26 protein-coding genes and 1 pseudogene are annotated in these 23,350 nt (G+C 64.7%); 10 read left to right on the forward strand and 17 right to left on the reverse strand.

Going from position 1 to position 23,350, the window contains the following annotated elements; translation table 11 throughout:
- Positions 1-99 precede the first annotated feature (99 nt).
- Complete coding sequence (locus KY497_RS14830) at positions 100-1,359, forward strand: MFS transporter (RefSeq protein ID WP_219870357.1); 1,260 nt, start codon at positions 100-102, stop codon at positions 1,357-1,359.
- Complete coding sequence (locus KY497_RS14835; protein ID WP_151487204.1) at positions 1,356-1,916, forward strand: NUDIX hydrolase; 561 nt, start codon at positions 1,356-1,358, stop codon at positions 1,914-1,916. The genes KY497_RS14830 and KY497_RS14835 overlap by 4 nt, the downstream gene beginning before the upstream one ends.
- Before the next feature lie 13 nt (positions 1,917-1,929).
- Here the strand turns inward: KY497_RS14835 and KY497_RS14840 are convergent, their stop codons facing one another.
- Genes KY497_RS14840 through KY497_RS14855 form a run of 4 tightly spaced genes read right to left on the reverse strand, consistent with a single transcriptional unit; the run spans position 1,930 to position 3,406 of the window.
- The gene (locus tag KY497_RS14840) at positions 1,930-2,370 is read right to left on the reverse strand and encodes a pilus assembly protein TadG-related protein (protein WP_141386251.1); all 441 of its coding nucleotides are present in this window, start codon (positions 2,368-2,370) and stop codon (positions 1,930-1,932) included.
- Positions 2,367-2,822 carry a TadE family protein gene (locus KY497_RS14845; protein ID WP_219869401.1) on the reverse strand — a complete coding sequence of 152 codons (456 nt, stop codon included), beginning with the start codon at positions 2,820-2,822 and terminating at the stop codon, positions 2,367-2,369. Before KY497_RS14845 ends, KY497_RS14840 begins: the two co-directional genes overlap by 4 nt.
- A complete protein-coding gene (locus KY497_RS14850) occupies positions 2,791-3,192 on the reverse strand; it encodes a TadE/TadG family type IV pilus assembly protein (protein WP_055870985.1) in 402 nt (133 codons plus the stop codon). The genes KY497_RS14845 and KY497_RS14850 overlap by 32 nt, the downstream gene beginning before the upstream one ends.
- Before the next feature lies 1 nt (position 3,193).
- Positions 3,194-3,406 carry a hypothetical protein gene (locus KY497_RS14855; protein WP_141386253.1) on the reverse strand — a complete coding sequence of 71 codons (213 nt, stop codon included), beginning with the start codon at positions 3,404-3,406 and terminating at the stop codon, positions 3,194-3,196.
- Between the two features lie 136 nt (positions 3,407-3,542).
- On the opposite strand from KY497_RS14855, the gene KY497_RS14865 reads away from it, so the two are divergent.
- The 5 genes from KY497_RS14865 (at position 3,543) to KY497_RS14885 (ending at position 8,087) form a co-directional block, all read left to right on the forward strand.
- The gene (locus KY497_RS14865) at positions 3,543-4,958 is read left to right on the forward strand and encodes a recombinase family protein (RefSeq protein WP_219869402.1); all 1,416 of its coding nucleotides are present in this window, start codon (positions 3,543-3,545) and stop codon (positions 4,956-4,958) included.
- A gap of 27 nt (positions 4,959-4,985) precedes the next feature.
- The gene (locus tag KY497_RS14870; RefSeq protein ID WP_219869403.1) at positions 4,986-5,384 is read left to right on the forward strand and encodes a hypothetical protein; all 399 of its coding nucleotides are present in this window, start codon (positions 4,986-4,988) and stop codon (positions 5,382-5,384) included.
- Between the two features lie 349 nt (positions 5,385-5,733).
- Entirely contained in the window at positions 5,734-6,030 is a 297-nt protein-coding gene (locus KY497_RS14875) for a hypothetical protein (RefSeq protein ID WP_219869404.1), read from the forward strand.
- A gap of 104 nt (positions 6,031-6,134) precedes the next feature.
- Positions 6,135-7,324, forward strand: a protein-coding gene (locus KY497_RS14880; RefSeq protein ID WP_219869405.1) for an IS3 family transposase whose coding sequence is annotated in 2 segments (ribosomal slippage) — positions 6,135-6,419 and positions 6,422-7,324 — 1,188 coding nt in all. Because the reading frame shifts where the segments join, the coding sequence is not laid out codon by codon here.
- A 76-nt stretch (positions 7,325-7,400) separates the two neighbouring features.
- Positions 7,401-8,087 (forward strand): hypothetical protein, encoded by a 687-nt coding sequence (locus KY497_RS14885; protein WP_219869406.1) that lies wholly within the window; start codon positions 7,401-7,403, stop codon positions 8,085-8,087.
- A gap of 161 nt (positions 8,088-8,248) precedes the next feature.
- Here KY497_RS14885 and KY497_RS14890 read toward each other — a convergent pair whose 3' ends face one another.
- The 5 genes from KY497_RS14890 to KY497_RS14910 all read right to left on the reverse strand — a co-directional run bounded on the left by KY497_RS14890 (position 8,249) and on the right by KY497_RS14910 (position 13,256).
- Positions 8,249-8,728: a hypothetical protein gene (locus tag KY497_RS14890; RefSeq protein ID WP_219869407.1), complete on the reverse strand. Its 480-nt coding sequence runs from the start codon at positions 8,726-8,728 to the stop codon at positions 8,249-8,251.
- Positions 8,721-10,595, reverse strand: coding sequence for a class I SAM-dependent DNA methyltransferase (locus KY497_RS14895; RefSeq protein ID WP_219869408.1), 1,875 nt, complete (start codon positions 10,593-10,595; stop codon positions 8,721-8,723). Before KY497_RS14895 ends, KY497_RS14890 begins: the two co-directional genes overlap by 8 nt.
- Positions 10,596-10,774: 179 nt before the next feature.
- Positions 10,775-11,665 (reverse strand): type II secretion system F family protein, encoded by an 891-nt coding sequence (locus tag KY497_RS14900; protein ID WP_219869409.1) that lies wholly within the window; start codon positions 11,663-11,665, stop codon positions 10,775-10,777.
- Positions 11,662-12,519 carry a type II secretion system F family protein gene (locus KY497_RS14905; protein ID WP_219869410.1) on the reverse strand — a complete coding sequence of 286 codons (858 nt, stop codon included), beginning with the start codon at positions 12,517-12,519 and terminating at the stop codon, positions 11,662-11,664. The genes KY497_RS14900 and KY497_RS14905 overlap by 4 nt, the downstream gene beginning before the upstream one ends.
- Positions 12,516-13,256, reverse strand: a complete 741-nt coding sequence (locus tag KY497_RS14910; protein ID WP_258185726.1) for a CpaF family protein — start codon at positions 13,254-13,256, stop codon at positions 12,516-12,518. The genes KY497_RS14905 and KY497_RS14910 overlap by 4 nt, the downstream gene beginning before the upstream one ends.
- 164 nt (positions 13,257-13,420) lie before the next feature.
- Between KY497_RS14910 and KY497_RS14915 the strand changes: the two genes are divergently transcribed.
- From KY497_RS14915 to KY497_RS14925, 3 genes are all read left to right on the forward strand, one after another.
- Positions 13,421-14,530 carry a tyrosine-type recombinase/integrase gene (locus KY497_RS14915; RefSeq protein WP_258185729.1) on the forward strand — a complete coding sequence of 370 codons (1,110 nt, stop codon included), beginning with the start codon at positions 13,421-13,423 and terminating at the stop codon, positions 14,528-14,530.
- Entirely contained in the window at positions 14,527-14,856 is a 330-nt protein-coding gene (locus KY497_RS14920; RefSeq protein WP_219869412.1) for a helix-turn-helix transcriptional regulator, read from the forward strand. Before KY497_RS14915 ends, KY497_RS14920 begins: the two co-directional genes overlap by 4 nt.
- A gap of 821 nt (positions 14,857-15,677) precedes the next feature.
- Complete coding sequence (locus KY497_RS14925; protein WP_219869413.1) at positions 15,678-16,850, forward strand: hypothetical protein; 1,173 nt, start codon at positions 15,678-15,680, stop codon at positions 16,848-16,850.
- Here the strand turns inward: KY497_RS14925 and KY497_RS14930 are convergent.
- From KY497_RS14930 to KY497_RS14965, 8 genes and pseudogenes are all read right to left on the reverse strand, one after another.
- A complete protein-coding gene (locus KY497_RS14930) occupies positions 16,847-17,236 on the reverse strand; it encodes a hypothetical protein (RefSeq protein WP_219869414.1) in 390 nt (129 codons plus the stop codon). The two genes, KY497_RS14925 and KY497_RS14930, sit on opposite strands and share 4 nt — an antisense overlap.
- Complete coding sequence (locus KY497_RS14935) at positions 17,236-17,568, reverse strand: hypothetical protein (protein WP_219869415.1); 333 nt, start codon at positions 17,566-17,568, stop codon at positions 17,236-17,238. The genes KY497_RS14930 and KY497_RS14935 overlap by 1 nt, the downstream gene beginning before the upstream one ends.
- A gap of 204 nt (positions 17,569-17,772) precedes the next feature.
- Positions 17,773-18,270 (reverse strand): annotated as a pseudogene (locus KY497_RS14940) (ornithine cyclodeaminase); the annotation flags it as partial.
- Positions 18,271-18,293: 23 nt separating this feature from the next.
- Positions 18,294-18,956, reverse strand: coding sequence for a GntR family transcriptional regulator (locus tag KY497_RS14945; RefSeq protein ID WP_219869416.1), 663 nt, complete (start codon positions 18,954-18,956; stop codon positions 18,294-18,296).
- 29 nt (positions 18,957-18,985) lie between these two features.
- Positions 18,986-20,158: an FAD-binding oxidoreductase gene (locus KY497_RS14950; protein WP_219869417.1), complete on the reverse strand. Its 1,173-nt coding sequence runs from the start codon at positions 20,156-20,158 to the stop codon at positions 18,986-18,988.
- Positions 20,159-20,167: 9 nt separating this feature from the next.
- Complete coding sequence (locus KY497_RS14955; protein ID WP_308813122.1) at positions 20,168-20,944, reverse strand: amino acid ABC transporter ATP-binding protein; 777 nt, start codon at positions 20,942-20,944, stop codon at positions 20,168-20,170.
- Positions 20,937-21,881 (reverse strand): amino acid ABC transporter permease, encoded by a 945-nt coding sequence (locus KY497_RS14960; RefSeq protein ID WP_219869418.1) that lies wholly within the window; start codon positions 21,879-21,881, stop codon positions 20,937-20,939. The genes KY497_RS14955 and KY497_RS14960 overlap by 8 nt, the downstream gene beginning before the upstream one ends.
- Positions 21,878-22,771 carry an ABC transporter substrate-binding protein gene (locus tag KY497_RS14965; RefSeq protein ID WP_219869419.1) on the reverse strand — a complete coding sequence of 298 codons (894 nt, stop codon included), beginning with the start codon at positions 22,769-22,771 and terminating at the stop codon, positions 21,878-21,880. The genes KY497_RS14960 and KY497_RS14965 overlap by 4 nt, the downstream gene beginning before the upstream one ends.
- Positions 22,772-23,350: the final 579 nt, after the last annotated feature.

A 23,350-nucleotide genomic window follows, 5' to 3' on the forward strand; every position in this document is an offset into this window, starting at 1 on the left:
CCTGCCCGCGCGGGGACCCCGTCGTCGGAGACCTTTCCGCAACGGGAGTAGCGTGAAGCTGTGAGCAGTGCTTCGACGGTCCTTCGACAGTTCGGGCCCATGGTGTATCTGCCGACGATCCTCTTCGCCCTCGGCGAAGGCGCCGTGATTCCGCTCATCCCGGTGCTCGCCGCATCCATGGGCGCCGACGTGGCGTTCGCCGCCCTCGTGGCCTCCGCCCTCGTTATCGGTCAGTTGTGCGGCAACCTTCCTGCCGGCTGGGCCGTGGGCAAGATCGGCGAGAGGTACACGATGGTCATCGCCGGCGTGATCGCCATCGTCGCCGGACTCGGAATGGTGTTCGCGCCCTCGCTCGGCGTGCTGGCGGCCTCGGTCTTCCTCCTCGGGATCTGCGCGGCGGCCTTCGGTCTCGCCCGCCACGCGTTCATGACCACTCGCGTGCCGGTCGCCTTCCGTGCGCGTTCGCTCTCGCTGCTCGGCGGCAGCTTCCGCCTCGGCATCTTCATCGGCCCCTTCGTGGCTGCGGGGCTCCTGCAGCTGTTCGGGAGCGAGAGTGCGGCGATCTGGTTCTTCCTGGGCTGCCTGATGGTCATGGTCGTGCTGGTGCTCTTCGGGCCCGACCCCGAGAAGATGATCCCGCCGGTACCGTCGACCACTCACGAGCGCTATCTGGAGGACTCCGGCGAGGCGGTGAGCGGGTCGATCCCGACGATCGAGCGCCTGGGCATCCTCCAGACCATGTGGCGTCAGCGCGCGGTGCTCGGCCGGCTCGGGCTCGCCGCCGCGTCGCTCTCCGCGGTCCGCTCGGCGCGACAGGTGGTGCTGCCGCTGTGGGGACTGTCGCTGGGATTGGATGCCTCGACCATCGCCCTCGTGGTCGGCATCTCGGGCGCCATCGACTTCGCGCTCTTCTATGCGAGCGGCCAGGTGATGGACCGGTTCGGCAGACTGTGGGCGGCGATGCCGGCGATGGTTCTCATGGGCGCAGGGTTCCTCGCCCTGTCGTTCACGCACGACGTGGATGCGGCGGTTCTGTGGTTCGGCATGTTCGCCGCCGTCCTCGGTGTCGGCAACGGCCTCTCGAGCGGCATCCTGCTGACTCTGGGCGCCGACGTCGCCCCGAAGCGGGAACCCGCGGCGTTCCTCGGATCCTGGCGCACGCTCACCGATGCGGGCGGGGCGATCGCTCCGCTGCTCGTCTCGGCCATCACGGCTGTCGCCGCCCTGCCGTTCGCGGCGGCCGCGATGGGCGTGGTCGGCCTCGTCGGCGCTCTGGGGTTCCTGCGGTGGATTCCGCAGTTCGTCCCGCGGGCGCGACCGGAATCCGGCGACGACTCCTCCGAGGGGGAACAGGAATGACCCAGGCTCTGGAGGCGGATGCCCACCGACTGGTCTCGACCTTCGTGCCCCGATCGGAACGAGACCGTGCAGCGCAGGCCGACTTCGCGTCGTTCTTCGCGGCAGAGGGTGGCCCGGTGCATCGGGAGGCAGGACCCGATCACCTCACCGCGTCGTGCGTGGTGTTCGACGCATCACTGCAGCACACGCTGCTCGTCTTCCATCGCAAGGGGCAGTTCTGGGTGCAGCCGGGAGGCCACGTCGAGCACGGCGATGATTCGGTCGTGGCGGGAGCGCTGCGTGAGCTGCGCGAGGAGACGGGCATCGTGGTGGAGCCGACGCCCGCCCCTCTCGCTTACGACCTCGACCACCATGGGCTTTCCTCGCGCTTCGGCGCCTGCGCCTCGCACCTCGACATCGGCATCGCGGTCGTCGTCGACCGTGAGTCCGCGCTGACCGTGAGCGAGGAGTCGGAGGACGTGCGCTGGTGGCCGGTCGACGCCCTGCCCGCCGAGGTGCCGCCGCAACTCGTTCCCCGGCTCGACGGACTGCTCACGCAGCTGCGCGACCCTCGCTGAGCCGAGGCAACTGTCATCGCAGGGCCGTGCGGCTGGTGGCGGTCGACTCCAACGGGACGCCTCCGGGCACGAACACGGACACCAGCGGCGGATGCCATTCCGCGGCGACGGTCACCCGGGCGGTGACGCCGTCGGGCGTGCCCGCGGCGGTGAGCGACGCCTCGCCCGGCAGCGCGCTCATGAGAGCGTCGGCCTGCTCCTCGACGCCGGCATCGGTCAGCTCGGCCCGCACGCTGTCGTCGTACACCGCCAGGGTGAAACCGTCCGCTCCGGCGAGCGCGGCGGAGTCGGCGAGTGCGTCCAACCGCTTCTGGGCGATGTAGAGATCGGTGGCGCAGACGCACACGAAGATCACGGCTAGAGCGAGCAGTACGTAGCCGAGAGTGAGCAGCAGCACGCTCCCCTCCTCCTGGTCGCCGACAGCGCCGTGCGCTGTTCGGGTCTGCTCCCTCATCCCGTTCCCCACAGCCGCGACACCTTCTGCACCGCTTCGGCCTGCACAGGGACGGCCGTCGAACGATCGAGTCCGAGCACCTCCGGCACCGGCGGCAGCCGCACCCGCGTGGTGACGGTGACGACGATCGTCGTGCCGGCCGACGGGCACTCCGCTGCGGGCGGCGCGCAGGAGAGCATCACATCGACCACGTCCTCATCGAGGCCGTACTCGTCCACGATCCCTGCGAGCACCGCGTCGCTGCGGTCCGCCGCGGTCGCAGCGTCTGGCGCTCGCGCGATCACGCGGGCGATGTGCCGTGCTGCCGCTTCCGCCCCGAAGGTCTGCTCCTGGATCGCTCCGAGCGCGATGACGAGATAGATCAGCGGCACCAGAAGGATCACCCCCACCACGATGAACTCCAGGGCGGCCGATCCCTCGTCATTCTTCCCCGAAAGTCTCGGCAGGTGCATGAGCCTCCACCTCCATCGCGAGGGGAAGGCCGATCAGTCCGAGCAGCGGAAACGTCGTGCGGACCCGGACGTCGACCGTCTCGTAGGGCGGGGCGCCGGAGACGCCGATTTGGATGTCCTCGGCGTAGTCCGCGCCGACCGCGCGGGAGATGACGTCTCTGGTGCGTTCGATGCCCTCCTCCGGGGTCGTATCGGCGAGAGCCGCGTGGTAGGCGCCTTCGACGGCGGCGTCGTGCACCACGTTGCGCACGTACACCGCGAACGCGAGCTGCAGCACAGCGAGCGTGAGGGCGGTGAGGAGCGTTCCGACGAGCACGAACTCCACCGGGCTGGAGCCACGATCATCCGCGCAACCACTCCGGTCGTCCATGTCAGAGCCCCGAGACCCTCTGGATCGCCTGCTCGAACAGCGAGGTCAGAGCGGGACCGGCGACGGCCCAGATCAGCACCACCAAGCCCGCGGTCATCAACGTGACGAGCACCCATCCGGGAACGTCACCCGCTTCGTCGTCGATGAAGGCGCGGAACCGGGTCGTGACGTCATGCCAAGGGCGTCGCCGGTGCTCCTGTGTTCGTGCGGTCATGGTGGTCCTTTCGTCGGGCGGTCAGCCGATGCCGAGCCGGAGGATGAAGAGTCCCGGATACACGGCGAAGAGCACCGAGAGCGGAAGGATCAGGAAGACGAGCGGCACAAGCATTGCGAAAAGGTACTATGTCAACATGGACGCCGTGATATACACCCGCATCAGCCTTGACCGCACTGGCGAGGGGCTGGGCGTGGCCCGCCAGCAGCAGGAGTGCCGTGTCCTGGCTGAGCGCCTGGGGCTGACGGTGACCAAGGTGTACTCGGACAACGACATCAGCGCCACGAACGGCAAGGTGCGCCCCGAGTTCGAGGCCATGCTCAAGGCCAAGCCCACGGCCGTCATCGCTTGGCATCAGGACCGGCTGCTGCGCCTGACCCGTGACCTTGAGCGCGTGATCGCCCTGAACGTGCCGGTGTACACCGTGACGGCAGGCACGCTCGACCTGACCACACCGGCAGGCCGTGCCGTGGCGCGCACCGTTGCCGCATGGTCGCAGTACGAGGGCGAGCAGAAAGCCACACGGCAGGTCGCGGCCAACGTGCAGCGGGCAGCCAGCGGGGTCCACCAGGGGCGCATCGGCTACGGCTACCGGCGCGCGGGGGCTGGCCTGGTGCTGCACGATGATGAGGCTGCGACCATCCGCGAGGCTGTGCAGCGCGCCCTGGATGGTGAGTCGCTGCGGTCGGTCTGTAAGGACTTCAACACGCGGGGCGTTCCTACCCCAGGGCACGGCTCACTGTGGAACACAACCACGCTGAAGCAATTGCTGGTGCGGGCTAGCCTGGCTGGGTTGACTGTCCACCGGGGGCAGGTAGTAGGCCGTGCCCCTGCCGACGCCCCGCGCGTCATTGACGAGGACACCCACGAAAGGCTCAAGGCCGTGCTGACCGACCCCGCTCGCCGCACTGCTCCCCCAGGCAGGCAGCCCAAGTATCTGCTGAGCGGCATCGCCCGGTGTGGACGCCCTACCGGCGCTCTGGACGACGCTGGCGAGCCGCTGCTGTGCGACGGCGTGATGGTGCGCGGTGTGGGCCGGACGACACGCCAGGCGAACGGGCGCACCAAGAAGCAGCCGTCGAGCTATGTGTGCAGCGAGTGCTACCGCGTGCGACGCAAGCAGTCCAACGTGGACGACCTGGTGGAAGGCATCGTGGTCGGCAGGCTGCAAATGCCCGACGCTGCGCGCCTGCTCAGCCAGGGTGACCCTGCCGCGCTCCAGGCTGCTCGCGACACCTTGGGTTTGATTGATGCCAGGCTCGCCGACGCTGCCGACATCTTCGCCGCTGGAAGCATCGATGCCGCACAGCTCGTGCGCATCACCGAGGGGTTGAGAGCCGACCGGGCACAGGCTGCTGCTGCCGTGGATGCCGCGCTACCGGCTGCCGTGCCTGCCGAGTTGATAGGGGCCAACGCGCGCCAGGTGTGGGACGGCCTCAGCATGGACAGCAAGCGCGCCGTGCTGGACACCCTTGTCTCTGTCGTGATCCTGCCAACGGGCAGCGGGGGGACGTTCGACCCGGACACGGTACGGGTCATCTGGCGTAGCTGAGCGTACCGGTCCCACTATCCTTACGGCATGACTGAACGGCAGCCTGGGAACACCCTCGTCAACTGGGTCCTTGTGATCGGGGGGATTGCTGCTGCGGTCTTTCTCTGGTGGGCATTCGGCCGTCCCGATGCGGGAGATATAGGCCAGGACATATACGACGGCGACTGGTCCTGTGAGATACCAGGAAGACAGGGCCTTGGTACCATGCCCGGCCCCGGCATCACAGTCAGTGGCGGTGCGGTCACCTCGGCGCACTATTTTGATATGACTAACGGACAAGACTTGCCGGTTGAGTTCACGAACGTGCAGACGATAAACACGACCAAGCTAACGCTCACAAGCGCTTACCCCCCGTTTTACGACCTCGCTTCCGGGTCCTACAAGTTCACGGAACAGAGCGGAACGTTCACGTGCACGAAGGACTAGGCACACCTGGCGCGAGTAGATGGCGTCCGCCAGCTTGCAGTCGGAAAGCCTGAAGGGCACCCTTCGGGAATATGCGGGCGCTGCCCTGGCGTGGCGTGCGCGGGGGCGCGCTGGAGGTCGGTGCGGCTGTCGCTCAGCCGTCCGCTGCGGACCTGGCAGCACCGGGCAGCCCTAACCCACTGGCCGCAGTGGCCGTGGGACGCCACAGCAGAGCAGCGCGGGGCGCTGGTGGCCGTGCAACACGCCGGGACGCGGGACCAATTTATTAGCCCGCTGACCGGGGCTTTTCTCTCGCTGGGGACGAAGGTTGATGAGCGGAGGCGGGGCAAGGGGTGGCATTATAGCAAACATGCAATCCACAGTCAAACTGGTCTGTCACGGCACCGGGGCGTATGTCCACAAGCCGCGCACCGTGGCGCAGTTCGGTCATGACGGCGATGGTTGGGCGCGCATTCGCAACGAGGGGCCGATTGACCCGCTGCTGTTTGTCGACGGTGAAGTGGTGCAGAACCACCAGCTCACCTGCGACCGATGCACACGCGACGACTACTACACCCCCGACCAGCTCTACCCGGAGCTCGACAAGGTTCGCACCGCTGGACGGGTGGAAGTTGACGCCGCGAAGGTGGCGCGTGCTCTAAGCTGAGACATGTTCCAATAACTAAATAAGCACAGGGGTTCGGGACTGCTGCACGAATAGGTGACATCTGATCTGGCTTGCCCTCGAGGGTGGCCTGGAAGGATGTTGCTGTGCCCAAGCCCTACCCGACCGAGTTCCGTGATGACGTCGTGCGCGTCGCGCGGAACCGTGAGCCCGGAGTGACGATCGAGCAGATCGCGAAAGACTTCGGGGTCCACCCGATGACGTTGCAGAAGTGGCTGCGTCGCGCCGACGTCGACGAGGGTGCCAAGCCCGGCCAATCCCGTGTCGAAGGGGCTGAGCTGCGGGAGGCGCGGAAACGGATCCGGCTGCTGGAGCAGGAGAACGAGGTGTTGCGTCGAGCGGCGGCGTATCTGTCGCAGGCGAACCTCCCGGGAAAAGGTTCTACCCGCTCGTGACGGAGCTCGCCGCCGCAGGGATTCCTGTGACGGTGACGTGTCGGGTGCTCAAGCTCTCCCGCCAGCCCTATTACCGGTGGCTGGCGGATCCCATCACCTCCAGCGAGGTGGTGGAGGCGTATCGCGCGAACGCGCTCTTCGACGCGCACCGCGACGACCCCGAGTTCGGGCACCGGCTCCTCGCCGACGAGGCCCGTGATGCGGGCGAATCCATGTCGGATCGGACGGCGTGGCGGATCGCGTCCACGAATGGGTGGTGGAGCGCGTTCGGGAAGAAGCGCGGCAAGGGCCGGCGCCCCGGCCCACCCGTCCACGACGACCTCTGCGCCGTCATCGACGAGGACGGCAGAACGCGTCACGTGTTCGCCGCCGACGCGCCGAACGAGCTCTGGCTCGTGGACATCACGGAGCACAAAACGAGTGAAGGCAAGCTCTACCTCTGCGCGATCAAGGACGTGTATTCGGGCCGGATCGTCGGGTACTCGATCGACTCGAGAATGAAGTCCCGCTTGGCCGTCCAGGCGCTCGAGAACGCCGCCCAGATGCGCGGTGATGTCGCCGGCTGCATCGTCCACTCGGACCGAGGATCTCAATTTCGGAGCAGGAAGTTCCTGCGCGCCCTGGCCTGCCACCGCATGGTCGGATCGATGGGCAGAGTCGGCTCCAGCGGCGACAACGCCGCCATGGAATCGTTCTTCGCCCTGCTGCAGAAGAACGTCCTCGACCGCCGCTCGTGGACCACCCGGGAACAGCTCCGGATTGCGATCGTCACCTGGATCGAGCGGACCTACCACCGCCGGAGGCGCCAACTCCGCCTGGGCCGTTTGACGCCCATCGAGTTCGAGACCATCATGAACACGACCGCCGCACTGGCGGCGTGACTACAACCTGTCACCTATTCGTGCAGCAGTCCCTACAGCCAAGCTCGCCCCCGCGCTCGCTGCACTGGCCCTAGCCGTGACCGCGCTTGCCGGGTGCACCACCACGGCGGCACCCCAGGCGGCTGACGCCAGCCCGAAGCCCGCTGCCAGCCAAGCGCCGAAGCCGAGCACCGCCGAATCCGAGGCAGAGGCGGGCCTCCCATCGGGCTACGTGGACGTCGGCCATGGAACCTCTGTCCCTGCGGGCAGCCCCGAAGGATGCGAGACCCCGGCGTACATCCACATCACCGGCATGAGCGCGGAAGTAACCGGGAAAGTCGTGGATCAGGGCGCACGCGACTTCGCCTCAGGCACGGTGGGCCTGGACGACGAGGGCACCATCGTGTCGTACACGGTTGCGCCCGGTGACGTGCCGACCGTGGTCGGCGAACGGCTCTGCATCTACAACGGCATCATGCTCGCGACACTCAACCACACACGGGACATTCACCCTGACCAGGTGCTGCGGCTCAACCCCGACCCCGCCGTTACGTGGGTGCCGTACTACAACCCGAACGAGGCAGGCGAAGGCTTCCAGCAGATTCCATACCAGGAGGCCATCGAGGCCATGGGCCGTGCTGCCGACGCGGGCAATGTGGACACCATGCGCGGCATCTGGAACGACACGCTGAGGGCCATGTTCACGGACCCGGCAGTGATCGACCAGATTCAGAAGGCGCTGGACTCGGGCGACCCGGCGGTGCTCGGCCAGATGTTCTCCTGACACCATCGTCGCACACTGCACACCTCGACAACCAGCACGCCGGTCAGTAGATGGCGCACGATTCGGTCGTCGCCGTGGCGTCTACACATCCACATCTCACGCCACTACAACGCCACCACCTCGTCGGGTTCGACTAGTTCGAGCAGCGGACGACTGCCGGTCTAGAGAGTCGTCAGCTCGGTTGAGAGCGCATTGACGGAAGCGCGTTCAGCCTGCCAGATGACCTTCGCATCGGGCAGTTCAGTCGGAAGCTCCAGAGGCCGCAGTCGACTCGGCGAGCACTTACGGCCGTAGCTGAACCGCCAAGCGTGCAGGGAATTGAATGCAGCTGCCACGCTCACGAGTTCGTAAACGGTCATGGGCTTCAGCGGCGTGCAGATCGTTAGCGAGTCGCCTCCATTCCCCTTCGGAAGAAATCGTCCAAGCTGAACAGTGGCGTCGCCTAAACCGGATATCGAGAGAACCGGTCCGTCGAACACCTTGTCGCCAACCATCGGTGTGACGTATCCCACGACCCCGTTGTTGAGTAGTGTGCTGGTGACGAAAGGAACTACTCCCGGTTCATAATCCGCGATGCCGCGCGATCGGGCCGCGTCGAAATCGAACAGCGATTCCATCTTCTCTAGCTGCCGTTCAGACATCGTCAGGGTCGCCTTCCAGTATCGGAGCAGACACGTGTTGCACCAGAATGCGACGGTACGACTCACGAACGCGCTGTTCGAAGTCCGCCGCGTCGAGCAGGCCTGTGCCTAGATGCACTTGAGCGAGCCATTCATTGCTCGCCAAGGGAGAAAATTCTAACTGACCAGGAACCGCGGGTGTGGCGATCCCCGATACCATCCACTTCCGCAAAGCATCCGCTGTGGGCTTGAGGAACTCCTTGTAGTGAAGCCCCTTTCGTTCAACACGGAAACCCTTGCGCTTGACATGCCCGTCGTCCGTGAGTTTCACCCAGAGGACATCGTCGGTCATATTGTGCTTTGAGCCACGCTTCAAGAACACGCCCACTGATTCCGTAGCCACTGGATAGAACGCATCCGTCGGAAGAGCGACCACGCTAAGCAAAGTGTTGTGCTCCAGGAGGTTCTTACGCCAGGCCGCGAAATTACTGTCGTAGAGCACGGAGGACGGCAAGACGGAAAAGAGGATCCCGTTCTTAACGAGTTGGCGGAGCCCGTGCTCTACGAACCGAATCTCAGCTTCTTCTTCATCAGGAAGAGCGAAGGGCGGATTCATCAGCACGCGCGTGACCCTGGTGGACTCACCGTCCACCAGTTCAAGTCCATGTTTGAAGTTGAGGACTTCACTACCCTCCACCGATACGACTCTGTACGGCAGCGAAGAGTCGATCTTGAGGTTGTGCTTGCCATCGCCGCGGAAGTACATGTTGATGAACGCGAGCGCAGCCACTGAGCCCGAGTGTTCGATGCCATAGATGTTTCTCGTCGCGAACTTCTCCGCTTCGTCCGGAGTTGCCGTCGCGAGCACCCGATTAAATGCGGCAACCAGGAAGCCCGCTGTCCCGACAGTCGGATCGTAGACGACATCGTCCTTACCGATGCCCACGGCCTCTGCGGCGAGCCAGCACAAGTGTCGCGGCGTTAGGACGATGCCAAGGTCCTTGCTGGTATTGCCGTACTTGAGGAAGCTCTCGAAAAACGCCCCGAGGATGTCGGTGCTTTTCGCGGTGTTGAGGATGTTGTTCGAGCGGATGACTTGGAGCACCTGACTCAGGGCAGTTGCTTGTGCGGCGACGTTCTCGTTCTCGGGCAGGATTTGCAGTGATTCCCACAGGGGCACTCGGTTTGCATCCTCGAACACCGTCCGCGCTCTGGCATTCACATCAGACAAAAACACCTGTGCGTCTCCGGAGTATGAGATGTCTGGATCGCGCTGGAGCGCCAAGAGCAGGATCGCCACGAGGAGAGCGCGCCGCTCCTTGGGGACCTTGGCCGAGTGCAAGGTTTTGTTGATGAACTTCCCGATCTCGACGACCTCAGCGACGGTCAAGGGCACGGCCGACACATCCGGGTTGTCGGCCGAGATAACTCGAAGCGCGTCCTTAGGGGCCAGAAAAGTGTCAACCTTCACACCATCGGCCACGAGGGGCTTCCACTCGCCCGCCAATGTGAGAAACAGGGTTGCAACCTTGTACCCCGTCTCCGCGGTGCCAGCTACCCCGGTTGCGAACCGCGCCGACACCACTTGCGAAGCCGCATTGATCGCGTCAGCATAGCCAGTCGCCTCCGTAAGCGCCACAGCAAGTTGTGCCGTGGTCGCTTTCGCCTCGATGGTCCAGTATTGGTTGTCCGTGACGCGTACAACAAACTCTGGCTTCTGGTTGCCCAAACCCTTGCGGATCTCGGAGTTCGAGAGGGCCTCGTTTTGCTCCCACACCTGTCCACGAGGATCGACGTTCGGGTTCTTATCGTTCCAGCCCGCGGACACGAGTTGTGCTTTGATCCATGGGTAGCTCCGGTACTCAGACGTCGTCTTGCGCGGGGTCAACGGAGCTCCTAATTCGGCGGGGTTACGGCCACCCTATCGCCTCCGTTCGTCGTTGCCCGGGAGCGACGCGAGATGGTCACTCGACGTCGACGTAGACGTGGCACGGCTGGCAAAACCACCACGCTGCACGCGGCTGCATAGGCTCCAGGCATTCAGGACAATTCGGGGTCGCTAGATCATCATGCATCAAAGTACCTTTTCGCAATAATGGTCGGGAGGAGCATCAGGATCTCTTTGCGTCCCGCCTGCTCGATCAGTACGCGCTTCGCGTCTTCGCGTGCATCGCCCGCCTGTGCATGCAGGACGGCGGCGAGCGGGGCACCGTGCTCGAGCGCAGCGATCACCTGGTCGACGACGCGAGACAGTCCGGGAAGCTGCAGCCGTCGCGCCATCTCGTTCATCGCATCGGCCAAGGGGGATCCGGTGCCGACCGCGAGCACCACCTGGCGCAGCTCGGCGGTGAGCTCACCCGACCCCACATCGGCGACCCGGCGCAGCGAATCGAGGAACCCCTCACCCGCGGAGAGACACAGAGCCAGGAATTCGAGCGTCGTCGGAAGCTCATCGGTGAGCCGCGCCCGGCGGGACCTGGCGCGCGCGGAGAGTTGCACGTCGTACGCAGCGGCGGCCGCCGCGCCGCAGAGCAGTGGCATCGCGCCCGTCGGCACCGACAACCGGCCGGTCACCGCCAGCACGGTCAGCACGACCGCGCCCACACCGATCCCGGCGAGACCCCACCCCAGCTGCCGCCCGCGGAACGCAGCCGGGTCCGTGCGCAGACCCGCCTGCGCCAGCCGCTGCCGGAGAGCCTCTCCCCCGCCGAGCATCCTCTCGAACCCGCTTCGCGCGCGCTCCCACAGCGTCCGCCCGCTCGCTGGCAGTGCTCCCGCAGCGGGAAGAACCCCGCTGGGCAGCTGATCATCGGCGACGACGTCGCGCACGTAGGGCCCGATCCGCACGGCCAGAGATGCCGCCCTCCACCGCGGGAGGGCGGAGAGGATGCTCATCACTCCCGCGGCGAAGCCACCCCCGATCAAGATGGCGCTCGCGAGGACCGAGATCGCGCTCATCCGAACCACCGCCGAGGCTCGGGAAGCCGGCCGATGCGGACCATGACGTGGAAGGCGACGACTGACACCGCCGCCCCCAGGCAGATCACGATCACGCCTTCGGGAGTGCCGTATGCCGCAGCGCCCTCAGGTCGGAGCACCAGCAGACCGAGGATCACCCACGGCGCGACGGCTCCGAGAACCGCGGCACCGCGGATCCACGACTGCCGCGCCTCGACCTCGCCCCGGAGAGCCGCATCCGCCCGCACCGAGCTCGAGAGGGCGCGCAGCACACTGATCAGTTCCGTGCCGCCGACCTGACGCGCCATCCGCAAGGTCTCGGCGATGCGATCGCCGATGGGGTCGGCCAACGTGGACTTGAGCCGATCGAGGCTCGACTCGAACCTTCCGCTCGCCCGCAGATCTCTCGCGAAGACGATGAACGCCGGCCTGAGCATCTTCGGTGCGGACTCCGCCAGACTCGCCACCGCGTCGGGGAGCGACAAGCCCACGCGGATCGATGCGATCAGGAGATCGCAGACGTCCGGCCAGAGCTGTCGCCGCAATCGTCGCAGTCGCGTGCGGCGCCCTCGGAGGAGCATGATCGGCGCCGCCGCCCCCGCAAGGCCTGCCAGTACGGAGAGCACGGCGATTCCGGTCAGAAGCCACACCACGGACGCCGCGACCAGCCCGGCCGCGATGATGACGGTGAGAAAGACACGTCGCGAGAGCCCGTCGAACCCCGCCTCCTCGATCAGATGGACGAGCCGACCCTGTCGCGGGAGCGGTTCGGCCTCGTCCGACAGGGGCCACATCCATGGCGAGAGGCACAGGAGCACACCCGCAGCGAGGACAGCGCCCACGAGCACCGTCACGATGCGGCCTCGATCGGGCGCAGGTCCCCGCGCTCCCTGCCGAAATCGTCGCTCTGCCGGGTTCGCGCCCGGTAGACCGACCTCGTGCGCACCTTCCCCTCGTCGATGTCGCCTGTCGGAGCGATGATCTCCTGCACGTGTCGCCGTCCTGCCTGATCTCGGACGCAGTGCACGACCAGATCGATCGACGCGGCGAGCGCCGGTGCGATGAATGCACGATCGATGTTCCGTCCGGCCAAGAGCGGGAGGATCGTGAGCTTCTCGATGGCTTCGGTCGCCGAGTTCGCGTGCACGGTGCACGCCCCGGGTACGCCGGTGTTGAGCGCGAGCACGAGATCGAGGGCTTCGGCGTCGCGGACCTCGCCGACGACGAGACGGTCGGGGCGCATGCGCAGCGCCTCCTTCACCAGTCGACGCAAGGTGATCTCCCCCGTCCCCTCGAGACTCGCCTGGCGCCCCTGGAGCGAGACGAGATCAGGCCCCTCCACGGCAAGTTCGAACGTCTCCTCCACAGTGACGATGCGCTGCGTACCGGCGCAGGAGGCCAGCAGCGCGCCGAGCATGGTGGTCTTGCCCGCGTGCGTCGCACCCGAGACGATCACGCTGCGGCCGTCGTTCATGGCGGTCGTCAGCAGCTCCGCGACGTCGGTCGGCATCATCCCCTGCGCCGCGAGCGCGTCGAGGGATCGATACTTCGGCAGGAACTTGCGGATGTTGACGGCCCAGGAGCCGCGCACCACGAACTGTTGCCTGTTGCATCTACTGCAACTCGCCACGTTGTTCAAGGGTGGCCAATTGGATCTGAACGGCGGGTCCACTCGAGTCGCCCGCCTGCACAAACCCCGGCACGCCAGCTTATAGGTTGACCTGAGTTGCATCTGTTCATACAATGTTGCTTCTAATGCAACAATTCATGTCGTTCGTCCAACTGCGAGATGCACTTGCTCCCGGCGCGCCGATGGCACTGTTCCGCCGTGAGGAAGCCGTTTTTCGCTCGATGTTGGGGTCATGGTCGCAGCAGCAGTTGGCCCGGGGTCTCAGCCCTGAGACAACCAGGGGTCGGGACGGGATCGTGAGACGGTTCTGCGATTTCACTGGGCGCTACCCATGGAGCTGGCAGGCGTCTGATCTCGATGCGTTCTCGTCTCACTTGAGATCTGCTGGCCGAGGGCGATCCACGTTGCGCCAATACCACAACTCGATTCGCGTGTTCTGCGACTACCTCATCAGCAATGACTACGACTGGGTGGAACTGTGCGAGGCAGAGTTCGGCGATGTCCCATCGCAGATTTGTCTGCCGTGGAACACGACGAAGCATGTCGCCGAGTACGAGGGACGCCCGTCCAACCGGGCGATGACGTACGACGAGATGGAGACATTTTTCGCTTGCGCGGACGCGAGAGTTGACGAATTGGCTCGCGCGCGCAAGAAGGGGGCGCTCGCGGCCCTTCGTGACGCTCAGATGTTCAAGACAGCATATGCGTTCGGTCTTCGGCGTGCGGAGTTGCGCGGGCTCGACGAGCAGGACTTGCACTTCAACACGCGGGCTCCGCAGTGGGGTCGATACGCCGCGCTTTTCGTCCGGCATGCCAAGGCAGTTCGGGGAGGGAATCCTCGTCGACGTACGGTGCTGTTGGTCCCACAGATGAAGTGGTGGGTGGAGTGCATGGAACAATGGATGGAAGAAGGGCGTCCGCTCTTTGGCCAGCCAGACCTCGCTGCTCTGTGGCCAACGGAGCGCGGCACGCGTGTGTCTCTTCCGTACATGGATCGCCGATTTGCCGCGCTGCGATCTGAGGCCGGACTGGATCCGAGCTTGAAGTTGCATTGCTTGCGGCATTCTTATGTGACACACCTGATCGAGCACGGGTACCAGGACCGTTTCGTTCAGGAGCAAGTCGGTCATCTGGTGGCGTCGTCTACGGCGCTGTACACGTCGGTGAGCGGCGACTTCAAGAATGGCATCCTCGCGGAACGAATTCGGTTGGACGAACTGGAGGCACTGCCATGACCCGAGTGGAGACCGTGTGGAACTTACGCAAGGTGATGTTTGAGCACCAGTTGTTCAAGACGACTGATCTGATCCCACTTCTCGCGCAGTACGGGGTGCATCTTTCGCGCGAGCAGGTTTTTCGGCTCGTCACGCACACGCCGGAGCGGGCGAACATGCAGGTCATTGGCGCCGTGTGCGCGGCGCTGGGCTGTACGCCGAGTGACCTGATCGAGGTTCGTGTCATTGAGGAACGGCGCGTTGCGGTGGAGCAGACGCGGCAGCCGATCGGCGACATCCGGCCAAGGCCAGCGTCTATTCGGCGCCCGCCTTCCCCGCCTGCCTGACCGTGCCCGCTCACGATGGTGCAGACCAGTTGGAAGTACTTCGGATCATCCTGGCAGCATTCGAAGCAACACCAGGAAGGATTCCAGCGGCCGAAGTCGAGAGCGCTTTAGCTCAGATCGTGCCTCATTCAAAGGCTCGAACTCGAATCGCGAAGCAGTTGCAGGAGGACCCCGGAGTCCTCGTGCGTGGCGACTCGCTGGCGCTGCCTTCGCTGAATCAGTTAATTCGATACCTTCGGGCCTTGGGGCACGAAGGTATCGAGATCCCGCGCTGCTCTGGCTGCAATGCCGATCGCCCGATCCCCCATCGAGATGGGCAAGGTGGGAGAGAGTGCAACGCGTGCAACCGCAAGCGCGTGACTCCGCCTTGCGCCAAATGCGGGCGAACGCTGCCGAGCGGGTATCGCATGCTCGAGGGCCAACCGCACTGCTCGAACTGTTGGCGGAAGGACCCTCGATCATTCGTCACTTGCTCGCAGTGTGGCCAGCTCCGGCCTGTTGGCAGGCGGCTGGGTGGCCGTCCGATTTGTGATCGGTGCTACGAAGCGCCTCCAAAAGTGTGTAACAAGTGCGGTCAGTTGCGTCCGTGCATTGTCATGAGCGGCGCAACGTTGTGCGCTGGATGCTATTCGGCCCTGCGCCAGCAAGTCCGCACGTGCGCAGCGTGCGCTCAGCCACGCGTCTGCCCGCATTGGCGGCCCAGCGGCGCGATCTGTTCGGACTGCGCAGCGGATACCTCCAGCCTGGGACGTTGCGTCGAGTGCGGATCCAGCGATCGACGCCTCAATGGGCGTCGATGCTTGGTGTGCGTCGCACCCGCCATGCTCCGCCAGCTCATCTCCCGACCTGACGGAACACCTCACCCCGACCTGTTGCCGCTCGAGAAGTACATGCTCGCGGACGCACGGCGCGCCGAGGCTGTTGTGGGCTGGATTCGCAAGTCTCCCATGGCCGACGTCGTCCGCCAGATGGCACAGGGGGTGATAACGATCTCGCTCCACACGGTCGCAGCGGTTCCCGCAACAGGCGCATCTGGTTACTTCGCTGCATTGCTGATCGAGTCGGGGACGGTGCCCCCTGACAACTTCGACCGCCTCCGACTCGAGCACTGGGAGCGAGAGGAATTTGCGAAGCTTCGAAACCCCCACGATCGCCAGATCCTGCATCGTTTCGCGTCATGGACGATCAATCGCCAGTTCGACGAGCCGGTGCGCGTTTCGGGCGATGAGAGTCTCCGTCTTACACGTGCGCGACAGCAGCTCACGCTGATCATCGATATGTTGACGTGGATTGACGAGCTCGGATACGACCTGAGCACGGTCCCACAGCGAGCCTTCGACGGATGGTTGGCGTTGAACGGGCGACGCGGGTACGGTGCCACGCGGTTCGTGCGATGGGCTCGCGCGCAGGGGTTGACTCGACTTCGCAGCACCTACGGGCCCCGAGGCGTGCCCACAGTGGAGATATCTGATGATGTGCGGTGGACGTGGGTGAGGCGTCTGATGTTCGATGAGACTCTTCGCCTCAGTTGGCGCGTTGGCGGTCTCTTGGCCTTGGTGTACGGGATGATCGGCACACGCATCGTCATGATCCCACTGAGCGCGGTCGATGCCACGGACGCGAATGTTCGCCTCACCGTCGGACGCGAAGCTCTCGTACTGCCCGACAATCTCGGTGACCTGGTACGCCGGCAGATCGCGGCAGAACGACATCGGGACCCGGCCGCGCGGTGGCTCTTTCCTGGCCGACGCCCCGGGCGTCACCTGTCAGCACGCGCCTTGAAGACCCCGCTCGAGAAGATCGGCATCCACATCGGTCCAGGTCGCGCCATCGCGCTAATGACGCTGGCTCGGGACATCGCACCTTCCGTGCTGAGCGACCTTGTTGGCGTCTCCATCGAGGCCGCCACACGATGGAGCAACCTGTCCAGCCACGATTGGTCCGACTACCCGAGATTGAGGCTCTCCGAAGACGCTAGCGACGCAGGCCGCTAGCCCGATCCCGAGCCGTCAGCACGGGCGTTGAGGAGGTCGGCATCGCGGGGACACAGCGTCCAGACCCAGAGGTTGATGACGTACGGGGCGCCTTCTCCTCCACACTTCTCGCAGGTCGTGGTGCTTTCCCACTGTGCCTCTTCGATGGCGACATCGAATTCCTCCACGTGGCCGTACGGATCGGATATGGGCCGCGCGTAAAAGGTCAGCGCACCGAACTTCGACTTCACCTGCTGGATGGTGTAGCGGGGGGCGATCGCGGCGAGGCGATGGTCGAGCCGGCCGAGAATAGGGAGCCAGCCTGGGCTGACATCGATGAGCGGGGGCCAGCCTGGGTCGATTCGGGCTAGCAGGCGCTCGACGATCCCGTGGTCTGGATCACGCATCAACGGCTCTCATCGAGTTCTGTCGAATCCTTGTGCGTCTCGATCTCGGATAGGCGCGTTCGTGGGACGGTGCGACGGTCGAGCTCGTGGACCGCGTCGGTGAGCGTGTACATTCGTTGCCACCCGTGCGGACCGCTGCGTGTGGCAGCGAGGACGTGCGCGGTATATGGAGTGTTCTCGCCGGGCACGAGCCATACCTCGTCACCGTCGGGAAGGGTGAGGAACTCTGCGTAGCACTCGCCACACGGGAGCCGGTACATACCCGGCACGTTCGGGAATTCCGCCCTCGCTTCGAGGGGCGAGGCGCCGCCCCCCGAGGTCCGGTCAGTCATCGGGCTGCTCTGAGTCAGGCATCGCGTCACCTACGCCTTGCCCCGCCCGTTCGCGGCGCCCCCGGGAACGTTCGCGGAATGCGCGTCCAACGCGGAGGCTCCGCATCGCACGCTCACGAAGCTCCGGCGGATACTTCCTCGGTGCTGGCATAAGTCTCATCCTCTCGGGGAATCAGACACTCCACGAGACCCGGGGCGATTCAGTTCGAGGTTGCGGATGAGTTTCGCGGTTGCGGCGAAGTCGACGTCCCACACCCGCAGCTGGGTGAGCCCGAGTGCGGCCTTCATTCCGAGCGCCTGGAATTCTGCCTGACTGCCTGCCCCGATCATTCCCATCACCTGGGAATCGGGGTTCGCCACTCGTTTGGCGACCATCGCCGATGTCGCGGCGGTGCGTAGCGCGGTCAGCAGCGTCATCTCGGCGAGAAATACGGGGTACCCGTTGTGCACGTCGGCAAGGAGACCAAACGCCGTTACCGTCTGGAATCCTCGGGCAGGATTGGAGGGGTGCCCGTTGACGTACTTGAAGGCGTACTGGTCGAAGTCGCTCGTCGGCATCAGCTCGATGACGCCCCATGGGGTGTGGCTGGGGATGCGAGACGTCTTGTCGAACTGCTCCCAGCGGATGAAATCCGCCTCAAGGTAGTCGATAATGCCGGCGATCACGGCCTGCGGCCCGCGGTCGGTGACCCACCGGACCATGTCCCTCACGCCAACGAAACGGGTCACGACTCGTCCTCCTTTACGTACTGCAGGAGTGACTTTTCGGACGCGTCCAGCCGTTCGGCAAGCTGCGCGCGCGCCTGCGGGTAGTGGCCGGCACGGAGCAGGTCGAGGAACTCGACATGCACATCTTTCGCATTGGCGACATCGACGGGGGCGCGCATCCCTTCAGCCATTGCGATCTCGAGCCGGGTGAGTAAGCGACCATAGAACTCGACGAGATCCGTCGAGCCCAGCAGCGCCACGGTGGCCATGTGGCAGGCGATGTCCGCTCGGGTCACGGCGGGGCCGTCGCCGGATTCGACGGCTGCAACCACGTCGGCGGTCGCAGACGCGAGTGTGTCGATAGCGTCCGGGCTGGCAGAGATGGCGGCGTCGACGGCGGCCAGTTCGATCAGCCGCCGGGCGATGAATCCTTCGCGGATTTCTTTGGCGGTGACGCTGGTGACGTGCAGGACTCGCGTGGTGGGGCTGCGGGTGAGCAGTCCCTCAATGACCATGGTGTTGAGCACTTCCCGCATCGTGGGTCGTGAGATCCCGATCTCATTGGCCATGGCCTCTTCTGTGACGAGGTCTCCCGGCCGCAGCTCTCCGCTGAGGATCCGGTCTCGCAGCAGTTCGGCGCTGCGTTCGGCGATGGTTTCTCGACGAAGAATCGTTCGCATGTGCATCATTCCTTTGTCGCGGGGCGTGCTTACTGTTCCCCGGGGCGGCGGGGCGCGGTGAGGTTTGCAAGGACAGGTTCACGGGTGAACCTGTCGAGGCGGAAGCTCGCCAGTTCTGCTCGCTCGATGCCGTTCACCTCATCAGCCACAGCCTCTCCCAGGAACGGCGCCAGCGTGATACCACTGTGCGTCGCCACGACATACAGCCACGGCTGGTCGGGGCTCGGGCCGGCGATGGTGTGTCCGTCGGCAGGGATTACCCGTTGACCGACTCTGGCTCGCGCTGGCCGCGCGAATTCTCCGCCGATGGCCACCGTGCGCAGGCGACGCAGGAACTCGTCGACGACGGGGGAATCAAGTGGAGGTGCGGCTGCCGGATCGGCTGTTTCGTCCAGGTCTAGGGCCTGCAGCATCAGCCGACCGCCTCCTTCGGGGCGAAGGTTGAGAGAGGGGGTTGTCACGATGTGCTCGAGAAGGATCGGGGCTGGCAGCGTCTCCACCAGATACCCGACGGTGACGTCGCCGGGACCTTCATGTTGCTGAATCGGCGTCTGGACGCCAGCGAGGGACGTCAGGTCCGATGTCCATCTCCCGGCCGCCGAGATCACGATGTCTGCGGTCACAACGGTGCCGTCCGCGAGACGAATTTCAGCGCCGCTTCGCGTCGATCGGCCGAGTTCGGTCACGGCGTTGTTTGCGATCACTACGGCACCGGCCGCCCGCGCACGGTGTAGCGCGGAGGCGATGTAGAGAGATGGGTACGCGTACGTCTCGCGTGGGAAGTGTGCGATCAGTTCAGCACCTGAGGGGATGCGGATGCCGGGCAGAAGCTCGGCAGCCTGGGCGGTGTTCAGCCAGTGCGCCGGGTAGTCGCGCGCGGTCAGCCTTTCGACGCGTTCACGCAGTCGGTCGTAGTGTTCCTGGGTGTCGGCGATTTCGATGTGACCGGCGGTTCCGAGCCATGTCGCTCCTGAACCGGCGCGCCGGTGGTGCGCTTCCAGGCCGAGCCGGTTGATCTCGAAGTAGCTGGCTGGTTCTTTCCCGTTCGAGTTCACCCATCCGAACGTGGCTGCCGAGGTCCCGCCCCCCGGGGAACCGGCATCGATCAAGCTCACGTGCGCACCGCGTTCGGCGAGGGTTGCCGCGATGCTGACACCGACGGCACCCGCGCCGATAACAACGACACGAAGTGGACTGCTCATGATTCTCCCTCAGAGGACTTTGCTCAGGAACGCTTTGGTTCGGGGGTGTTGGGGGTTCAGCAGGCATTGCTCGGGGGCGCCGGACTCGACGACGACGCCGCCGTCCATGAACACCACAGAGTCAGCGACCTCCCGCGCGAATCCGATCTCGTGGGTGACGACAACCATCGTCATGCCGGACTGGGCGAGATCTTTCATCACTCCGAGGACCTCACCGACCAGCTCCGGGTCCAGCGCGGAGGTCGGCTCGTCGAATAGCATCAGCTTCGGCTCCATGGCCAGAGCGCGTGCGATCGCGACACGCTGCTGCTGCCCACCGGAGAGAGTCGCCGGATAGGCGTTCCGTTTGTCGGCGAGTCCGACTCGCTCCAACAGTGCCTCGGCACGTGCTTTCGCCTTTGCGCGCGGTTGCCGCAGCACACCTATGGGGGCTTCGATGATGTTCTGGAGCACGGTCAGGTGCGGGAAGAGGTTGAAGCTTTGGAAGACCATCCCGATTTCTGAGCGCTTCGAGGCAATCTCGTGCTCGCGGAGCTCGTAGAGCTTGCCGTGCGCTCGGCGGTATCCGACCAGGTCTCCATCAACGGCAAGAGTTCCAGCGGTCAGGGTTTCGAGGTGGTTGATCAACCGCAGGAAGGTGGACTTCCCCGACCCGGAGGGACCGAGCAAGGTCATCACCTCACCCGCTTTGACGTCCAACGTGATGCCTTTGAGCACCTCGTTTCCGCCGAACGACTTTCGGACTTCGCGTGCCTGCACCATGTATCGCGGTTCGATGTCAGTCATGATCGTGGCCTCCTGTGGACGGTCGCCGACGTGTGAACACCGGCGTTCTCGTGCGTGCTCCACCGACCGGTGACGAGGTGCCGCGACCGTAGTACCGCTCCAGGTAGAACTGCCCCACGGTGAGCACAGACGTGACCAGCAGATACCAGATCGATGCGGTGATCAGCAGCGGGATCGTCTGGAAGTTCTGCGCGTAGATCAGCTGTGCCGAGTACAACAGTTCAGGGAAGGCAAGCACGCTGACCAGCGACGTGGTCTTCAGCATGTTGATGGTTTCGTTCGCGGTGGGTGGGATGATCACGCGCATCGCCTGCGGCAGCACGATTCTCCGCAGAATCCGGCCCTGCTTCATCCCCAAGGCTTGAGCGGCCTCAATCTGCCCTCGGTGCACAGCCATGATCCCGGTCCGCACGATCTCGGCCATATAGGCGCCCTCGTTGAGCCCCAGACCGAGGATCGCTGCCACCAGGGGTGTGATCACCACGTTCGTCGGCACCGAGAAGAACTGGTCGCCGAACGGAACCCCGATGGAGATCACTGGATACAGCGCGGAGATGTAGCCCCAGAACAACAACTGTACGAAGACCGGTGTTCCTCGGAAGAACCAGATGTAGACCGTCGCGACCGTCTGCAGCGTCCGGTTCGAGGAGAGTTTCATGATCGCCACGACCACACCGATAACGATGCCCACGATCATCGCCACCACGGTGAGCCACAGCGTGGTCACCAGTCCGCGAAGGATCTGATCGGAGAAGAAGTAGTTCAGGACGACGTCCCACTGGTACCGATCATTGGTGAACAGGCTGATCACGATCAGGACGGCGAGCAGGCCCACCACGATCGTGAACACCCACTTCATCGGGTGTCGCAGACGGACAATCGGCTCCGGAGTCAGGCTCACGGGCGGAGCGGTTTCGAGCTGATGCGGTGCGCTCATTCGACGGCCCCGTTGATCACGGACTCCTTGATCGCGATATCGCTCAGGTCCCACTTGGTCAGGAGATCGGCATAGACGCCGCTCTGGATCAGTTCGTTGATTGCCGCCGCGACAGGCTCGACCAGTTCGCTATCCTTCGGGAATGCGGCGCCGGCCGGGTTGGGATTGCGGATGATCGGTCCGGCCGCTTCGAGCGTTCCGGAGCTCTGCGACACCGCCAGCGCAACCGCGGGGGCATCGATCAGTACGCCGTCGATCCGGTTGCTGGTGAGTGCGAGCACAGCCTGGTTGCTGTTCTGGTAGACGGCCTCGACGGGCGCCTGCTCTCCGGCGTCTTCACACGGCTGTGCCTGCGCGGGCAAGAACTCCGTCTGCTGGAGGCTGCCGCGAATGACACCCACGTTCATGTTGCAGGAGAGCTCGGGTGTGCCCTCGAGCGGGTTGCCGACGGGGACGAGAAGCAGCGTCCCGTTCCAGTAAGCCGTCGCGAAGTCGACGGCCTGTTCCCGTTCCTTGTTATCACCGATCGATGAGAGGGCCATGTCGGCACTCCCCGCCTGCAAGGAAGGGATGATCCCGTCGAACGACACCTGAACAAACTCGATATCAAGATCGAGGATGTCCCCGATCGCATGCGCGAGATCCGCGTCCAGACCGACCACCTGGTCACCGTCAACGCTCTCGAAGGGCGGATAAGTCGGGTCGGTGGCCACCCGGATCACCCCCGCTTCTCGGATCGCAGCGGGCACGGTCGCCGCGAGCTCCTCGTTGACCGCGATCGCGGATGAGCTCTCGGTTGGGGCGGACGGGGCGGACGAACTGCACCCCGCGAGCAACAGGCCGGCTGTCAGAACAAAGGCAACTGGTGCCGTGAATCGGGTAACACTCATCGCTACTCCTCGTTGAATGGCGTGCTGTCAGATCTGCTCTGACTGCACCACCATGAACCATTTGGTCTCTGACTGTCAAGGTGTCTGACAGCAATTGGTTTGATTCAACGGCATCGCGATCACGGCCCGATTTCGCTCGTGTTACGGTCTGCGCTCGACACCCCCGTTGCGCAACGAGGGCGTTGCACGGTGCCATCGGCACGCACGCGCCCGATGCCCGCCCAAAATTTCATGAGCGCCTGCAGGTGGCAGGTTGCGTATTACCCAACAGCGATCGCGCTTCGGTGATGGGTTACCAGGAGAAGGCCCGCTGATCGCCCTAAAGGGGAAGTAGGTGGGTGCCCAGCTACATATTGCACTGACCCGGCCGAGGGCAGCGCACCGCATTAGTTTGAGTGAAGAAGGTGGACGAGAATCGATAGCTCTCTGCTTCGCGCGGCGCCTCGTCCATTCTCGAGTTCACTATCGATGTCCCTGTAGGCCTGCGTCGCTCGACGATGACCCTGCCGCGGTTCGTGACACTCGGTGTCGGGACGCGGTCCCGACATCACCCGTCAACACATCGAACCACTCGGCCCG

It is taken from the genome of Microbacterium sp. PAMC22086, from assembly GCF_019443525.1.
GTDB classification, from domain to species: Bacteria; Actinomycetota; Actinomycetes; order Actinomycetales; family Microbacteriaceae; genus Microbacterium; species Microbacterium maritypicum.

What these genes read in the sequence shown, in the direction of transcription:
- KY497_RS14840 (WP_141386251.1), bottom strand. Translation starts at nt 2,370, where the DNA reads ATGAGGGAGCAGACCCGAACAGCGCACGGCGCTGTCGGCGACCAGGAG.
- KY497_RS14930 (WP_219869414.1), bottom strand. Translation starts at nt 17,236, where the DNA reads ATGCGTGATCCAGACCACGGGATCGTCGAGCGCCTGCTAGCCCGAATC.
- KY497_RS14955 (WP_308813122.1), bottom strand. Translation starts at nt 20,944, where the DNA reads ATGACTGACATCGAACCGCGATACATGGTGCAGGCACGCGAAGTCCGA.
- KY497_RS14875 (WP_219869404.1), top strand. Translation starts at nt 5,734, where the DNA reads ATGCAATCCACAGTCAAACTGGTCTGTCACGGCACCGGGGCGTATGTC.
- KY497_RS14890 (WP_219869407.1), bottom strand. Translation starts at nt 8,728, where the DNA reads ATGTCTGAACGGCAGCTAGAGAAGATGGAATCGCTGTTCGATTTCGAC.
- KY497_RS14935 (WP_219869415.1), bottom strand. Translation starts at nt 17,568, where the DNA reads ATGACTGACCGGACCTCGGGGGGCGGCGCCTCGCCCCTCGAAGCGAGG.
- KY497_RS14865 (WP_219869402.1), top strand. Translation starts at nt 3,543, where the DNA reads ATGGACGCCGTGATATACACCCGCATCAGCCTTGACCGCACTGGCGAG.
- KY497_RS14965 (WP_219869419.1), bottom strand. Translation starts at nt 22,771, where the DNA reads ATGAGTGTTACCCGATTCACGGCACCAGTTGCCTTTGTTCTGACAGCC.
- KY497_RS14830 (WP_219870357.1), top strand. Translation starts at nt 100, where the DNA reads ATGGTGTATCTGCCGACGATCCTCTTCGCCCTCGGCGAAGGCGCCGTG.
- KY497_RS14845 (WP_219869401.1), bottom strand. Translation starts at nt 2,822, where the DNA reads ATGCACCTGCCGAGACTTTCGGGGAAGAATGACGAGGGATCGGCCGCC.
- KY497_RS14945 (WP_219869416.1), bottom strand. Translation starts at nt 18,956, where the DNA reads ATGCGAACGATTCTTCGTCGAGAAACCATCGCCGAACGCAGCGCCGAA.
- KY497_RS14900 (WP_219869409.1), bottom strand. Translation starts at nt 11,665, where the DNA reads ATGAGCGCGATCTCGGTCCTCGCGAGCGCCATCTTGATCGGGGGTGGC.
- KY497_RS14855 (WP_141386253.1), bottom strand. Translation starts at nt 3,406, where the DNA reads ATGACCGCACGAACACAGGAGCACCGGCGACGCCCTTGGCATGACGTC.
- KY497_RS14920 (WP_219869412.1), top strand. Translation starts at nt 14,527, where the DNA reads ATGACCCGAGTGGAGACCGTGTGGAACTTACGCAAGGTGATGTTTGAG.
- KY497_RS14870 (WP_219869403.1), top strand. Translation starts at nt 4,986, where the DNA reads ATGACTGAACGGCAGCCTGGGAACACCCTCGTCAACTGGGTCCTTGTG.
- KY497_RS14960 (WP_219869418.1), bottom strand. Translation starts at nt 21,881, where the DNA reads ATGAGCGCACCGCATCAGCTCGAAACCGCTCCGCCCGTGAGCCTGACT.
- KY497_RS14850 (WP_055870985.1), bottom strand. Translation starts at nt 3,192, where the DNA reads ATGGACGACCGGAGTGGTTGCGCGGATGATCGTGGCTCCAGCCCGGTG.
- KY497_RS14915 (WP_258185729.1), top strand. Translation starts at nt 13,421, where the DNA reads ATGCAACAATTCATGTCGTTCGTCCAACTGCGAGATGCACTTGCTCCC.
- KY497_RS14835 (WP_151487204.1), top strand. Translation starts at nt 1,356, where the DNA reads ATGACCCAGGCTCTGGAGGCGGATGCCCACCGACTGGTCTCGACCTTC.
- KY497_RS14950 (WP_219869417.1), bottom strand. Translation starts at nt 20,158, where the DNA reads ATGAGCAGTCCACTTCGTGTCGTTGTTATCGGCGCGGGTGCCGTCGGT.
- KY497_RS14925 (WP_219869413.1), top strand. Translation starts at nt 15,678, where the DNA reads ATGCTCCGCCAGCTCATCTCCCGACCTGACGGAACACCTCACCCCGAC.